The 14,177-nt window shown below is 41.8% G+C and carries 11 protein-coding genes and 2 pseudogenes; 11 read left to right on the top strand and 2 right to left on the bottom strand.

All coding sequences use genetic code 11. From position 1 onward, the window contains the following. Positions 1–176 precede the first annotated feature (176 nt). The 3 genes from nifJ to H6G28_RS30930 all read left to right on the top strand — a co-directional run bounded on the left by nifJ (position 177) and on the right by H6G28_RS30930 (position 6,218). Positions 177–3,785 (top strand): pyruvate:ferredoxin (flavodoxin) oxidoreductase, encoded by a 3,609-nt coding sequence (gene nifJ, locus H6G28_RS30920; protein WP_190676698.1) that lies wholly within the window; start codon positions 177–179, stop codon positions 3,783–3,785. Between the two features lie 58 nt (positions 3,786–3,843). Next, entirely contained in the window at positions 3,844–4,875 is a 1,032-nt protein-coding gene (locus tag H6G28_RS30925) for a dihydroorotate dehydrogenase-like protein (protein ID WP_190589465.1), read from the top strand. Between the two features lie 263 nt (positions 4,876–5,138). After that, the gene (locus H6G28_RS30930; RefSeq protein WP_190589466.1) at positions 5,139–6,218 is read left to right on the top strand and encodes an ATP-dependent 6-phosphofructokinase; all 1,080 of its coding nucleotides are present in this window, start codon (positions 5,139–5,141) and stop codon (positions 6,216–6,218) included. A 211-nt stretch (positions 6,219–6,429) separates the two neighbouring features. Here the strand turns inward: H6G28_RS30930 and H6G28_RS30935 are convergent, their stop codons facing one another. Continuing rightward, on the bottom strand, positions 6,430–7,113 hold the full coding sequence (locus tag H6G28_RS30935; RefSeq protein WP_190676700.1) for a hypothetical protein: 684 nt from the start codon (positions 7,111–7,113) through the stop codon (positions 6,430–6,432). A 326-nt stretch (positions 7,114–7,439) separates the two neighbouring features. On the opposite strand from H6G28_RS30935, the gene cutA reads away from it, so the two are divergent. The 7 genes and pseudogenes from cutA to H6G28_RS30970 all read left to right on the top strand — a co-directional run bounded on the left by cutA (position 7,440) and on the right by H6G28_RS30970 (position 12,511). Further along, a complete protein-coding gene (gene cutA, locus H6G28_RS30940; protein WP_190589468.1) occupies positions 7,440–7,760 on the top strand; it encodes a divalent-cation tolerance protein CutA in 321 nt (106 codons plus the stop codon). 69 nt (positions 7,761–7,829) lie between these two features. Next, positions 7,830–8,381: a 1,2-dihydroxy-3-keto-5-methylthiopentene dioxygenase gene (locus tag H6G28_RS30945; protein WP_190589469.1), complete on the top strand. Its 552-nt coding sequence runs from the start codon at positions 7,830–7,832 to the stop codon at positions 8,379–8,381. 157 nt (positions 8,382–8,538) lie between these two features. Beyond that, on the top strand, positions 8,539–9,171 hold the full coding sequence (locus H6G28_RS30950; protein WP_190676701.1) for an HAD-IB family phosphatase: 633 nt from the start codon (positions 8,539–8,541) through the stop codon (positions 9,169–9,171). Further along, positions 9,159–9,626 (top strand): annotated as a pseudogene (locus H6G28_RS30955) (class II aldolase/adducin family protein); the annotation flags it as partial. The gene H6G28_RS30950 and the pseudogene H6G28_RS30955, both read left to right, overlap by 13 nt. 646 nt (positions 9,627–10,272) lie before the next feature. After that, the gene (locus tag H6G28_RS30960) at positions 10,273–11,577 is read left to right on the top strand and encodes a TnsB C-terminal domain-containing protein (RefSeq protein WP_242054691.1); all 1,305 of its coding nucleotides are present in this window, start codon (positions 10,273–10,275) and stop codon (positions 11,575–11,577) included. Next, a complete protein-coding gene (locus H6G28_RS30965) occupies positions 11,553–12,011 on the top strand; it encodes a TniB family NTP-binding protein (protein WP_242054692.1) in 459 nt (152 codons plus the stop codon). Before H6G28_RS30960 ends, H6G28_RS30965 begins: the two co-directional genes overlap by 25 nt. Next, entirely contained in the window at positions 12,008–12,511 is a 504-nt protein-coding gene (locus H6G28_RS30970) for a TniQ family protein (protein ID WP_190676705.1), read from the top strand. Before H6G28_RS30965 ends, H6G28_RS30970 begins: the two co-directional genes overlap by 4 nt. Before the next feature lie 120 nt (positions 12,512–12,631). Here H6G28_RS30970 and H6G28_RS30975 read toward each other — a convergent pair whose 3' ends face one another. Next, the gene (locus H6G28_RS30975; protein WP_190676707.1) at positions 12,632–12,982 is read right to left on the bottom strand and encodes a hypothetical protein; all 351 of its coding nucleotides are present in this window, start codon (positions 12,980–12,982) and stop codon (positions 12,632–12,634) included. 250 nt (positions 12,983–13,232) lie between these two features. Here H6G28_RS30975 and H6G28_RS30980 point away from each other — a divergent pair. Continuing rightward, positions 13,233–14,063: pseudogene (locus H6G28_RS30980) on the top strand (ISL3 family transposase); the annotation flags it as partial. Positions 14,064–14,177 lie beyond the last annotated feature (114 nt).

Consider the following 14,177-nt stretch of genomic DNA (forward strand, 5'->3'; position numbering starts at 1 on the left):
AAGTTTTTACTTTAACTTCAACTTAGAAACAGCAAAGTCTAGAAGCAAGAGAGGCTAGTACAACAAGGCAAAAGGAAAAAGAAATAATAACGATACCACAAGCCTTTTGACTTTTAACTTTTGACTTCCGTGTAGCGATACTAGCCTCTTTTATCAAACCAGGGGAACGGAGCAGAATGAACAACAGAACCTTTGCAACCATTGATGGTAACGAAGCTGTTGCCCAAGTTATCTATAAACTGAATGAAGTTATCGCCATTTATCCCATTACGCCTTCGTCACCGATGGCTGAATGGGCGGATGCTTGGGCGAGTGAAAGTAAACCAAATATTTGGGGAACCGTACCAACAGTAGTGCAGATGCAGAGTGAAGGCGGCGTAGCGGGTGCTGTACATGGTGCTTTGCAAACAGGTTCTTTAACAACCACATTCACCGCATCCCAGGGATTATTGTTGATGATCCCGAATATGTACAAAATCGCCGGAGAACTCACACCTACAGTATTTCATATTGCGGCGCGATCGCTCGCTGCCCAAGGTCTATCGATTTTTGGCGACCATAGTGACGTGATGGCTTGTCGTGGTACTGGTTTTGCGATGTTATGCGCCGCCTCTGTGCAAGAAGCCCATGATTTTGCTTTAATTTCTACCAGAGCAAGTTTAGAATCTCGCCTGCCTTTTTTACATTTCTTTGATGGTTTTCGCACTTCCCACGAAGTTGATAAATTAGAACTTTTAGATGAAGCAGATTTACGCGCTTTCATTCCCAATGAATTAGTATTTGCCCATCGTTCCCGTGCCTTAACTCCCGATAAACCAGTGTTACGGGGTACAGCCCAAAACCCTGATGTTTATTTTCAAGCCAGAGAAACGGTTAATTCTTATTATAATAATTGTCCAGAAATCACCCAAAAAATCATGGATGAGTTCGCCCAAATGACAGGGCGACAATATCAATTATTTGAATATTATGGCGACCCAACCGCCGAGAGAATTATCGTGATTATGGGTTCTGGTTGCGAAGCCGTCCAAGAAACCGTAGATTATCTCAATGCCCGTGGTGAAAAAGTTGGTGTAGTTAAAGTACGGCTATATCGTCCCTTTGATAGTCAAAGATTTGTTGATGCTTTACCCGCCACTACCCGCACTATCGCAGTTTTAGACCGCAGTAAAGAACCAGGCTCATCGGGCGAACCGTTGTATTTGGATGTTGTTACAGCTATAACTGAACACGTACTCAGCACTCAGCACTCACACTTCGACTTACCTCGACTTCGCTCGGTACAAGTCGCTCAGTGTACAACACTCAGCACTCCTAAAGTTGTTGGCGGAAGATATGGTTTATCTTCCAAAGAATTTACACCAGCGATGATTAAAGCGGTGTTTGATAATTTGGCAGAAACTACACCCAAAAATCATTTCACAATTGGCATTAACGATGATGTTACCCATACCAGCTTAGATTATGACCCTGAATTTCACATCGAACCTGATAATATAGTCCGGGCAATTTTCTATGGTTTGGGTTCCGATGGGACTGTGGGTGCAAATAAAAACTCTATTAAAATTATTGGCGAAGAAACTGATAATTACGCCCAAGGTTATTTTGTCTACGACTCGAAAAAATCTGGTTCGGTGACGGTTTCACATCTCCGCTTCGGTTCTCAACCTATTCACTCAACTTATTTAATTAGCCAAGCCAACTTTGTCGCCTGTCACCAATGGGGATTTTTAGAACAGTTTGAGATGTTAGCGCATATTATCCCTGGTGGAACTTTCTTATTAAATAGTCCTTACAATTTAGAAGATGTTTGGCAAAAATTACCGAGATTAGTTCAAACACAAATTATTGAAAAGCAACTCAAATTTTATGTAATTAATGCTTATAAAGTTGCCCGTGAAGCTGGAATGGGTGGCAGAATAAATACGGTCATGCAAGTATGCTTTTTTGCTTTATCTGGTGTGTTGCCACGGGAAGAAGCGATCGCCCAAATCAAGCAATCAATTATCAAATCCTACGGCAAAAAGGGCAATGAAATTGTGCAAATGAACCTCAACGCCGTAGACCGCACCTTAGAGAACCTCCACGAAGTCCCAGTTTCTCAAGGTGTAGATAGTCACATCGAACTGCGCCCACCTGTACCCGATACTGCACCAGCTTTTGTGCGGGAAGTGTTGGGTAAAATGATTGCTAAATGTGGCGATGATTTACCTGTGAGTGTGTTACCTGTGGATGGAACTTACCCCACCGGAACCGCCAAATGGGAAAAACGCAACATTACCCAAGAAATTCCTGTGTGGGATGCAGATGTCTGCGTGCAGTGTGGTAAATGTGTGATGGTGTGTCCTCACAGTGTGATTCGCAGTAAGGTTTATGAACCCCAAGAACTAGAAAATGCACCGCCGACTTTTAAGAGTACCAATGCCAAAGACCATGATTGGCACGGGTTAAAATATACCATCCAAGTAGCAGCAGAAGATTGTACAGGGTGCGGTATTTGCGTCGATGTGTGTCCCGCGAAGAATAAAAGCGAAACACGCAAAAAAGCCATCAATATGGAACCACAACCCCCATTGCGAGAAGCTGAACGGCAAAATTGGGATTTCTTTTTGAATCTTCCCAACCCTGATAGACGCAACTTAAAGCTAAATCATATCAACCAACAGCAAATGCAAGAACCGCTATTTGAATTTTCTGGTGCTTGCGGCGGTTGTGGGGAAACTCCCTATATTAAATTAGCAACACAGTTGTTTGGCGATCGCATGATTGTTGCTAACGCCACTGGTTGTTCTTCGATTTATGGCGGTAACTTACCTACCACACCTTGGACACAAAACGCCGCAGGACGAGGCCCCGCTTGGTCTAACAGTTTATTTGAAGATAACGCCGAATTTGGGTTAGGTTTTCGCATTTCCATTGATAAACAAGCCGAATTCGCTGCTGAATTGTTAACTTTACTCGCACCAGTGGTAGGCGAAGAACTAGCAAATAGTATTCTGAACGCTGTGCAGAAAGATGAAGCCGATATTTGCGAACAACGCGATCGCATTGCTATCCTCAAACAAAAGCTAGAAATTATTAATCACCCCAAAGCCAAGGAACTGCTGAGTATTACCGACTACCTCGTGAAAAAGAGCGTCTGGATGATTGGTGGTGATGGTTGGGCGTATGATATCGGCTTTGGCGGACTAGATCACGTCTTCGCCAGTGGTCGGAATGTGAATATTTTAGTGCTTGATACAGAGGTATATTCCAACACAGGAGGGCAGATGTCCAAATCTACCCCGAAAGCCGCAGTCGCCAAATTTGCGGCTGGTGGTAAACCTGCACCCAAAAAAGACTTAGGTTTAATCGCCATGACTTACGGTAACGTCTACGTTGCAAGTGTGGCGATGGGTGCGAGAGATGAACATACACTCAAAGCATTTTTAGAAGCCGAGGCTTATCCTGGAACATCATTGATTATCGCCTACAGTCATTGCATTGCTCACGGCATAGATTTGAGTCAAGGTATGCAAAATCAAAAAGCCGCCGTAGATTCTGGTAGATGGCTACTGTATAGGTATAACCCCGAACTCCGCAACATCGGCGAAAACCCCCTACAAATAGACTCGCGCACACCAAAACTACCGATAGAACAATCGATGTATTTAGAAAACCGCTTCAAAATGCTGACCAAAATTAACCCCGCAGCAGCCAAGCAGTTACTCCAAGAAGCCCAAGCCGATGTTCATACGCGATGGCAAACCTATCAACAGTTGAAAAGTATGAAGTATGAAGTGTGAAGTCTGAAATTTCATACTCCCTACTCCCTAGCTTCTAACCTCTAACCCCTTAAATAATATGGATATAACTACAACATACATGGGGTTGCAACTGCGATCGCCCCTTGTCCCCTCATCGTCTCCCCTAACAGAAAATGTTGATAACATTCAACGGATGGAAGATGCTGGTGCTGGTGCAGTGGTAATGCACTCACTGTTTGAAGAACAGTTAATCTTAGAAAGCTACGAGTTGCATCATCACTTAACTTATGGCACAGAAAGTTTTGCGGAATCTCTCACTTATTTTCCTGAACCAGAAAGATTTCGCATCGGCCCAGACGAGTATTTAGAACTCATTCACAAAGCTAAGGAAAAAGTCGATATCCCGATTATTGGCAGTTTGAATGGTTCTTCTTTAGATGGCTGGACTGACTACGCTAGGCTTTTAGAACAAGCAGGTATTTCCGCACTAGAATTAAATACTTACTACGTCCAAACTGACACGGAACTTCCAGGGGAAGATATCGAGGAAAGTTACGTCAATATGGTGCGTAACGTCAAAGCCTCTGTGAATGTTCCCGTTGCAGTCAAGCTGAGTCCCTATTTTACCAATATGGCCAATTTCGCCCAGCGTTTAGATCATGCTGGGGCCGATGCTTTGGTATTGTTCAACCGCTTTTATCAACCAGATATCAACCTCGAAACCTTGGAAGTCGAACCAAACGTATTGTTAAGCACTCCCCACGATATCCGCTTACCTCTGCGTTGGATTGCTATTCTCTACGATCGCATCCATGCCGACTTAGCCGCAACTAGTGGTATTCATAACGCTCACGATGTCTTAAAAATGCTAATGGTTGGCGCAAATATTACTATGTTGTGTTCTGTACTGCTGCGTCAAGGTATTAATCACATCCGTTGCATCGAGGAGGAAATGCGCCAATGGATGGAAAAACACGAATACGAATCAGTCCGACAGTTGCAAGGTAGCATGAGTCAGAAAAATTGCCCAAATCCCAGCGCCTTTGAACGCGCCCAATATATGAAGGCCTTGCGGACTTATAAACCTGAATGGGGGCGGATTTATGAACCATCTTATTATCATGGCTAAAGCCGGGAGTTGGGAGTTGGGAGTGGGGAGTGGGGTGAAGAACTGATATAAATAGGACTTACGCAAAATATCTCTCAAACTCTCATTTCTCCGTGAACTCTGCGCCTCTGTGGTGCCGCTTGCGCGTAAGTCCTGATACACTCATAAACCTTATGAATCCCTGACATTCTTAGGTGTTGTTGCTATTGAAGAATTTATTCCCTACTTTCCACTCTCTACTCCCTAAATCTTCATTTATCCCCTACTCACTACTCCCTACTTTTATGAAAAAACGTATTGGTATTCTTACTAGTGGTGGCGACTGTCCGGGTTTGAATTGTGTGATTCGTGCAGTTGTGAGTCATGCCACACTCACATACGATTGGGAAGTTGTTGGTATTCCTTACGCTACACAAGGTTTATTAGAGCGACAAGCGATCGCACTCAGTGTTCACGGTTGGGATTTGCGCGGTATTGATCCCCTGTTGAATATGGGCGGTACTATTCTCGGCACAATCAATAAAGGTGATACCCTAGCCCGTGCTAGTGAGATGATTGCTGGTTATGCCGAGTTAAAATTAGATGCTTTAATTGCTATTGGTGGTGATGGCAGTATGAATATCATCCATCAACTAGCTATTCTTGGCAATTGGAATTTAATTACGATTCCCAAAACCATAGACAATGACGTTGCTTTAACAGAAAGAGCGATCGGATTTGATACTGCTGTCAATACAATTGTTGATGCTCTCAATCGTCTCACATTTACCGCCGCCAGCCATGATCGCGTCATGATTGTCGAAGTGATGGGGCGCAACGCCGGACATTTAGCTTTACATTCCGGTATTGCCGGCGGCGCAGATGTCATATTAATCCCCGAATTAACATACACAATTCCCGGTTTATGTCAACATATTGACGAACTGCGAAATACTTGGCGGCGGAAATTTGCCATTGTTGTTGTTGCGGAAGGTATTTCACCCTGCGTAGCCGATTTTGGTAACAGTTGCAGTTTAGAACTCAATAGCAAATCCCCATCATTAAAATGTGGTATGGGACAATACATTGCAGACCAAATCGCTCAATGTACTAACCATGAAGTAGATACACGAGTTTCAGTTTTAGGACATATTCAACGCGGTGGAATTCCTTCTGCCTTAGACAGACTCACAGCTACAGTCTTTGGCAAAGCTGCTGTAGATTTAATTGCTCAAGAAAAATACGACCGGATGGTAGCTTGGCAAAATGGCCAAGTCGTCTCTGTCCCCATTGCTGATGTAGTCGCTAAAAGCCCATCACCCGTAGACCCCGGCAGTTATTTGATACACAGCGCCCGTGCTTTAGGGACGTATGTAGGTGAGTAATGAGTGCTGAGTGCTGAGTGCTGAGTTATGAGTGCTGAGTGCTGAGTGCTGAGTGCTGAGTGCTGAGTTATGAGTGCTGAGTTATGAGTGCTGAGTAAAAGATTCTCTCCCTACTCCCTACTCCCTACTCCCTACTCCCTACTCCCTACTCCCTACTCCCGGTTGGTGAGCGTACTTGTACTGAGCGCAGCCGAAGTAGCCGAACCACTCCCTACTCCCGACAAAAACTAAACGTCTGTGTTGGTAAGTTCCAACTAGCAAATATCCCATTTCCCAAGGGTAAGCCATCAGGGTTAAATCTGAGGGCGTGTCCTGGCGCGTTGGGGTTTTCGACTACCGCTAGAGAAGATTTGCCTTGTCCTGTCCAATAGATTTTGCCGTCAGGTGCTAACCTCGGCCCGGAATAGCCAGTTGTATCGCCAATAGGTAAAATATCAATTTCGGTTTCAATCTCAGTCACTAAGTCGATTTGATGTGGTGTGGCGTTCCAACCTTCTAAAGTCTGGTGTTTCCACTGTCCAAACTCCCAATCACCTCTAGAGTAATACAACTTTGTACTATCAGGGGAGAAGGCGCAAGAATAACCAGCCGAACCGCGAATTAAAAAATCGCTGTGGCTAATTGTACCTGTAGTCCGGTCAACTTTGGCGATCGCAATTCCTAACCCTGCCACACCCAAAGCAACTTTCTGCCAATTGGGACTGAAAATAATCGAACCTTTATGAACTTTTTTACCAACTAAGGGATTCAACCGATTTTCGGGAAAATCAATTGGTGAAGCTACATATTTACTATTGATGCCATTTTTATCTACTAGGTAGGCACGCACCTCTGTTCTGCCATTAAAAATTATCAGCCAAAAAGCTTCGCCATTGCTATGGGGTACAACACCCAATGCTTCCCCAGTTTCTATTTCTTGGTGATGCTACTTAAATATTTCTACTGAAAAATTAATATTTATTAATCGGTCATAAGTCATAAACTTATGAACTTCCTGGTTGAAAATTTAGCTCTGGAAATATGTATAAATTTATAGAAATAATTTACTACTTTAGATAGAAGACAGGATGAAAACATACAATTAAGGATTTAATCACAAGTATTTGGTAGCTGACGTAAAAAATCAGAAAATGTTGCCGTAGTTGATTTATGCGCTCATTTAGTTCAAATTTAATTGAGATAAATCTCTTACTCAGTTCTAAAATTTAATGGGAATGTTCAATGAAGCTCTACTACGTCACATTGAATAATACAGATGAAGCGCGACAAATTGGACGCTCATTACTCGAACATAAGTTAGCAGTTTGCGTGAATTGGTTTCCGATTACCTGCGCTTATAGCTGGGAAGGGGAAATTACTGAAGAACCAGAAGTAGTACTGATAGTGAAAACTCAAGATGGTTATGGTGCAGAAATTGAAAAGTTAATCCGCCAGCACATCAGCTACACTAACTTTGTTGCAGAGATTTCACCCACAATGGTGAATGCAGGGTTTCTTAATTGGTTAAATGCCGAAGTTGATGAGAAAGGGGTTAGAGGTTAGTATTTTTACTGGGTTTAATTGCTAAAAACTTGACTAGTTAAATTTTTAAAATTCAAAATGGGATGAGCTATGGCGATTTTAAAATTAGAAGATGGCAAAATTCTCACAGATATCAATCACATTGCCCAAGAACTCGCACCGTTAAACATTCAACTCAATCGCTGGTCTGTGGGAGAAAATTCAGAGTTACATCATCTATTAAACCAAGATAGCCTCAACGAAGACCAAAAAAACCAAGTCCTGGAATTTCTAGATCATTATTTTGAAAAGCTACAACAAACAGCAGGTTATCAATCCCGTGATTTAATTGTGTTGCATCCAGCAATTCCCGACTTGGATGGATTTCTGGCAAAATTTTCCCAAATTCATACCCACGCTGATGATGAGGTACGCTACGTGATTGATGGTGAAGCCGTTTTTGGCTTCGTGCGTCCTGATGATAGCCAAGTAGAACTCACAGTACAACCACAAGAATATATCAACGTACCAGCCGGAACCGAACACTGGTTTTATCTCACCTCTGCGCGACGAGTCAAAGCTGTGCGTTATTTTATCGATACAGCAGGCTGGGTTCCTCAGTATACAGGTAAAGAGATTCGCACCCATCAAGCTGTTGCTTAACAAGGGTAAGGGACTTCCGATTAAAAATTATCACTGTGTAGGCAGGGAGCATTGGTTCGGCTACTTCGGCTGCGCTCAGTACAAGTACGCTCACCAACCAGGGATAGGGGAAAAGAGTTTTGTCGGAAAAATCAAATTAATCTAACAGGATGAAACTGTGAAGCGGATTGTTTTTTGCGATTTTGATGGGACAATCACTGTAGATGAAACCTTTGTGGCGGTGCTAAAAAAGTTTGCGCCGGAAGTGGCTGGAAAATTTCTACCAGAAATGTATGCTCAAAGGGTAACACTGCGGGAGGGAGTCAAGAAAATTTTAGAATCAATTCCATCTTCAGAGTATGGAAAAGTTTTAGAATTTACGCGATCGCAACCCATCCGTCAAGGATTTATCGAACTGCTAGATTTTCTAGATTCCCAAAATGTTCCTTTGGTTGTGGTGTCTGGTGGACTGCGGGGAATGGTAGAAATAGTTTTAGGTGAGATAGCCCCAAGAGTAACAGCAATTCACGCCGTTGATCTAGATACGACTGGTGCTTACTTCCAAGTCAACTCTGATTATGAAGGCGGTACAGAATTAGTCGCCAAGGTGCAAGTCATGGCAAAATATCCGGCTGATGAGACAATTGCCATAGGTGACTCCCTCACAGATTTGAATATGGGCTTACAAGCTTCGATCGTATTTGCCCGCGATCGCCTAGCATATTACTTAGACCAACATCAAAAACCTTATATTCCCTGGAATAATTTCTCAGATATTCAGGCGTATCTACAGCAATTGTGGAAACTGTGATTGATCCTCGTACAGAATTAATAACAACAGCCCGTCACTTTTACCAGCAAGGTTGGATGGTAGGCACAGCCGGAAATCTTTCGGTATTATTGAGCGATCGCAGTTTTTGGATTACCGCTAGTGGTGTGTCTAAAGGCGAACTCTCACACAGTGATTTTGCCCGTGTTTATCCAGATGGCAAAATTGAGACAGCCGCACCGCATTTCAAACCTTCGGCGGAAACTGGTATTCACCAATTAATTTATCACCTGTTTCCTGAAGCCCAAGCCTGCTATCACATTCATTCCATCGAGTCCAACTTAGTGGCGCGTTTTGTAGTGGGAGATAGTTTACTTCTACCACCTTTAGAAATGCTCAAAGGCTTGGGAGTGTGGGAAGAAAACCCCAGTTGTACAGTACCAATTTTTACCAACAGCAATTCTCATTTTGAAAAAAATAGAGTATTATCCCCGATTTTGGAGTTCAAAAAATAGTTACTTTGTACTATTTTTTCAGGAATTACCTATGGCTAAAAAAACAGATGTAGGGAAGAATAAGTATAAATACTTAATAAAATAGAGGGATTACCTGACAACGAACGGAGAAAATTCAGTTCATCGTTCGGTTTAAAAAGAGGATAGGACTTACGCATTGACAGACAAACCAAAATAACAGGTAGGGTTTTTAAGGTTTATAGCTAGATTTTTCAATGATATTTTAGCGATCGCACCTAATCTAGAGTGATTGATCAAAGGCTGAAACAACGTATTTCCGTTGATACACAAGATAGTTATTTTGTACAGTGCGTAAGTCATAGAGGAATTCAAGGAAAATAAAAATTTCTAATTATTGTTAGATGATGTACAGTGACTAATTAAATGTCGTTGTGACAAATTAATGTTATCTGGCAAATGCTTGTACAGCAAGAGTTTTCGCTAGTCAAAAAGTATTATCTTATTTTTCGATAGTGACAAATTGGCTGTCGTTTGTTCCGATTATGACAAATTAACTGTCGCTTCGGAAATTAGAAAAAAGGTTTTGTATATTTTCATGATGACAAATTGACTGTCGTTTTCCCAACACTTAGAATAACATTATGTGTTTATAATCTGCTATTAATTCATGAACAGAAATGTTATGTCTGATTTGACTGTTCATACATCTGTAAATTCTGCGGACGTTCTATCACAAGAGAGCAACACATCTCCTGAGACTAATGTGATTGTTACAGAACTTTCAGAGGAAGCCCAACTCAAGCTAGAAGTGATACAAAGTTTGCTCGAACCATGCGATCGCACAACTTACGGGCAGAAATTGAAGGAAGCTGCGGAAAAACTGGGTGTGACAGTGCGAACGGTGCAGCGTTTAGTAAAAAAATGGGAAGAGGATGGCTTAGTCGGATTCACTCAGACAGGTAGGGCTGATAAAGGAAAACATCGAATTGGTGAGTTTTGGGAAAACTTCATCATTAAAACTTACAAGGAAGGTAACAAGGGTAGTAAACGTATGACTCCCAAACAAGTTGCCCTGAGAGTTCAAGCTAAAGCGCGAGAACTAGGCGACTCCAAGCCGCCAAATTACAGGACTGTTTTACGGGTATTAGCTCCCATATTGGAACAAAAAGAAAAAACTAAGAGTATCCGCAGCCCTGGCTGGAGGGGGACAACACTTTCAGTTAAAACTCGTGAAGGACAAGATTTATCTGTTGACTACAGCAACCATGTTTGGCAATGTGACCATACCCGTGTAGATGTTTTGCTAGTAGATCAACATGGTGAACTACTAAGTCGTCCTTGGCTAACAACTGTAATTGATACCTATTCTCGTTGCATTATGGGTATCAATTTAGGTTTTGATGCGCCTAGTTCAGTGGTAGTAGCTTTAGCATTACGCTATGCGATTTTGCCCAAAAAATACGGTACAGAGTACAAACTGCACTGCGAATGGGGAACTTATGGTAAGCCAGAACATTTTTATACTGATGGGGGTAAAGATTTTCGTTCAAACCACTTAAGCCAGATTGGGGCGCAATTGGGTTTTGTATGTCATTTACGCGATCGCCCTTCAGAAGGTGGAGTAGTTGAGCGTCCTTTTAAGACATTGAATGACCAACTGTTTTCAACGCTACCTGGGTACACAGGATCTAATGTACAGGAACGCCCAGAAGATGCAGAGAAGGACGCAAAACTAACCTTGCGGGAACTAGAACAACTACTTGTTCGCTACATTGTTGACCGTTACAACCAAAGTATTGATGCGCGAATGGGCGATCAAACTCGCTTTGAGCGTTGGGAAGCTGGACTACCCACAGTACCAGAGCCAATGGCAGATAGAGATTTGGATATCTGCCTGATGAAATTGAACACCTCAATTTTCGAGCGACAAAGGGAACCGTATCAGATTTGCGTGGCAGAACAATCGAAGTAATCAAGGGTTGTGGCGTAGAAATGATTATTGTTGATGAAGCTGACCGTCTTAAACCTGAGACTTTTGCAGAGGTGCGTGATATTTATGACAAGTTGGGCATTGCTGTTGTTTTAGTAGGAACTGACCGTTTAGAGGCAGTAATTAAGCGAGATGAACAAGTTTATAACCGCTTTCGGGCTTGCCATCGCTTTGGTAAGTTATCGGGAAAAGATTTCCAAGACACTGTACAAACTTGGGAAGATAAAGTTTTAAAGTTGCCATTGCCTTCTAATCTCATTAGTAAGGATATACTGCGGATTTTGACTTCGGCAACAGAGGGTTACATTGGTCGGCTAGATGAGATTCTCAGGGAATCAGCAATTCGTTCTTTATCAAGGGGATTAAAGAAGATTGACAAGGCTGTTTTACAGGAAGTTGCTAAGGAGTACAAATGAAAGAGGCACCAGATGTTAAGCCTTGGCTATTCTTGATTGAACCCTATGAAGGAGAAAGCCTGAGCCACTTTCTTGGTAGGTTTAGACGTGCTAACCATTTATCAGCCAGTGGGTTGGGTCGTTTGGCAGGAATTGGTGCAGTAGTAGCAAGATGGGAGCGATTTTACTTTAATCCTCGTCCTGGCCAAAAAGAATTAGAAGCGATCGCATCTGTGGTAGAAGTAGATGCCGAGAGGTTAGCCCAAATGTTACCGCCTGCTGGAGTGGGAATGCAGCATGAGCCAATTCGCTTGTGTGGGGCTTGTTATGGGGAAAATCCCTGTCACCGAATTGAGTGGCAGTATAAGTCGGTGTGGAAGTGCGATCGCCATCAACTCAAGCTTTTAGCAAAGTGTCCAAATTGTGAAGCATCTTTCAAAATACCTGCACTGTGGGAAGATGGGTGTTGTCATAGATGTAGAATACCTTTCGCGGAAATGGCAAAGCTACAGAAAGGCTAAATCACAACAGAAAAATTGTGAAATTAACCAAGTATCTGAATTGATCTGGTTGTCTAAAAAATTTGTGCGATCGCCTAATTTTTCCTCATGTTTACATGGTATAGATTAGGATAACTTGTCCTAACGCCACTTACGTCCAGCAACCCACCAAATAAAAGCGGTAGCCAGAAAACTCAACAGTAAAGATGATACTAGGGGGTGAACTGGGTACTTGAAATTAATTGGTGCAAAGGGTTTATCTATGTGTTGGGTGACGACACCAGAAACTATTGCACCGCCACCAAAGGCTATACCTAATACTTGGATTGTACGTTCTAAAGAGCGATCACGTTTAGCTTGTTCTATTTCTACTATGCCGCGAATTGTGTCAATCATCTGGTCGAACAGGTTTTGACCAGGGGTAAGATAGGCTAAGTTGGTATTAATTTGTTCGATAAAAGTATCTTCAGCTAATTCTAAGAATTGGGACAAAAATGCTAAGTCGTCGGAAGCTACACATATTTTATTCAGTTTGTCAAAAAATAAACGATAGTTTTTACTATTAATGGTTCTTTCGGATATTTTATGGAGAAAGCAAAAAGTAATGAAAATTAATGGATAAAATTTATAAAGATTGAAGCCTAAACTAGAGTAGATACAATACTTTACAGCTTTGAAGGTATGTTTAATTACCGAAAGTAAGATAATTATATATCAAGAACAGGCATTGGCGGCGATAGTTATGAAATTTCCCGTAGAGCAAATCCTCAATCTACCAGAGACGAAAGTGTTAGATTGTCAAGAAGTGGAAAGAGCAGGAATAATCATCACAATTGAAAAAGCCGTCAACTATTGTACCTGTACAAATTGTGGAAATGTTAGTCAAAGTATACACCAAGACCATTGGCGAATGATTCACGATTTACCGTGGAGTGAAAAACCAGTTCTGTTAAAAATCAATCGTCGTCAATTTAAATGCCATAAGTGTAAAAAAGTGTTTAGTGAGAAACTAGAATTTGTAGATAAAAGCACATGTTATACAAAAAGACTAGCCGCTAACATAGTAGAGCAAGTATTGAATAGCAACATTCATAGCGTTGCTCAAAGAAACGACCTCAGTGACGAGGAAGTAGAATCTATGTTAAAAAGGCAAGTAGCCCAAATACAAAAGATAAATTTAAGAGAAGTAAAAAGGTTAGGAATAGATGAAATAGCCTTAGTGAAAGGGCAAGGAAATTATCTGGCAGTAATAGTAGATTTAGATACTCGTAAACCAATTGAGATAGTGAAGACAAGAAGGATAGAAGAAATCGGTGAAGTCCTGAAAGGATGGGGATTCGAGGTACTTGAGCAAATCCAAGAAGTGAGTATAGACCTGTGGTCTCCTTATAAAAGTCTAGTCGAAGAATTAATGCCCAATGCAAATATAACTGCTGATAGGTTTCATGTGATGAAACAGGTAAATGATGAATTAGATACAATGCGTAAATCCGAGAAAAAAGCGGCAATGTCTTTAGAAGATAAATCAGAAAAAGAACGAATATTAGCCGGATTAAACAAAAGTAAATACAGCTCATTGGTGACAAGTTAAAGCTGTAAGTCTTTTGTCAAGAGGCTTTGAGAGAATTGTTGAAAAAAAACTGGTCAGACCCTCGTTGAAGATCAGGAAAAGGAGCGACAATTAACT

Source organism: Nostoc sp. FACHB-190 (genome assembly GCF_014696905.1).
Taxonomy (GTDB): domain Bacteria; phylum Cyanobacteriota; class Cyanobacteriia; order Cyanobacteriales; family Nostocaceae; genus Nostoc_B.

Excerpts from the sequence above, each read along its gene's own strand:
- cutA (WP_190589468.1), top strand. The coding sequence starts at position 7,440 with ATGAAGCTCTACTACGTCACATTGAATAATACAGATGAAGCGCGACAA.
- H6G28_RS30925 (WP_190589465.1), top strand. The coding sequence starts at position 3,844 with ATGGATATAACTACAACATACATGGGGTTGCAACTGCGATCGCCCCTT.
- nifJ (WP_190676698.1), top strand. The coding sequence starts at position 177 with ATGAACAACAGAACCTTTGCAACCATTGATGGTAACGAAGCTGTTGCC.
- H6G28_RS30930 (WP_190589466.1), top strand. The coding sequence starts at position 5,139 with ATGAAAAAACGTATTGGTATTCTTACTAGTGGTGGCGACTGTCCGGGT.
- H6G28_RS30960 (WP_242054691.1), top strand. The coding sequence starts at position 10,273 with ATGAACAGAAATGTTATGTCTGATTTGACTGTTCATACATCTGTAAAT.
- H6G28_RS30970 (WP_190676705.1), top strand. The coding sequence starts at position 12,008 with ATGAAAGAGGCACCAGATGTTAAGCCTTGGCTATTCTTGATTGAACCC.
- H6G28_RS30945 (WP_190589469.1), top strand. The coding sequence starts at position 7,830 with ATGGCGATTTTAAAATTAGAAGATGGCAAAATTCTCACAGATATCAAT.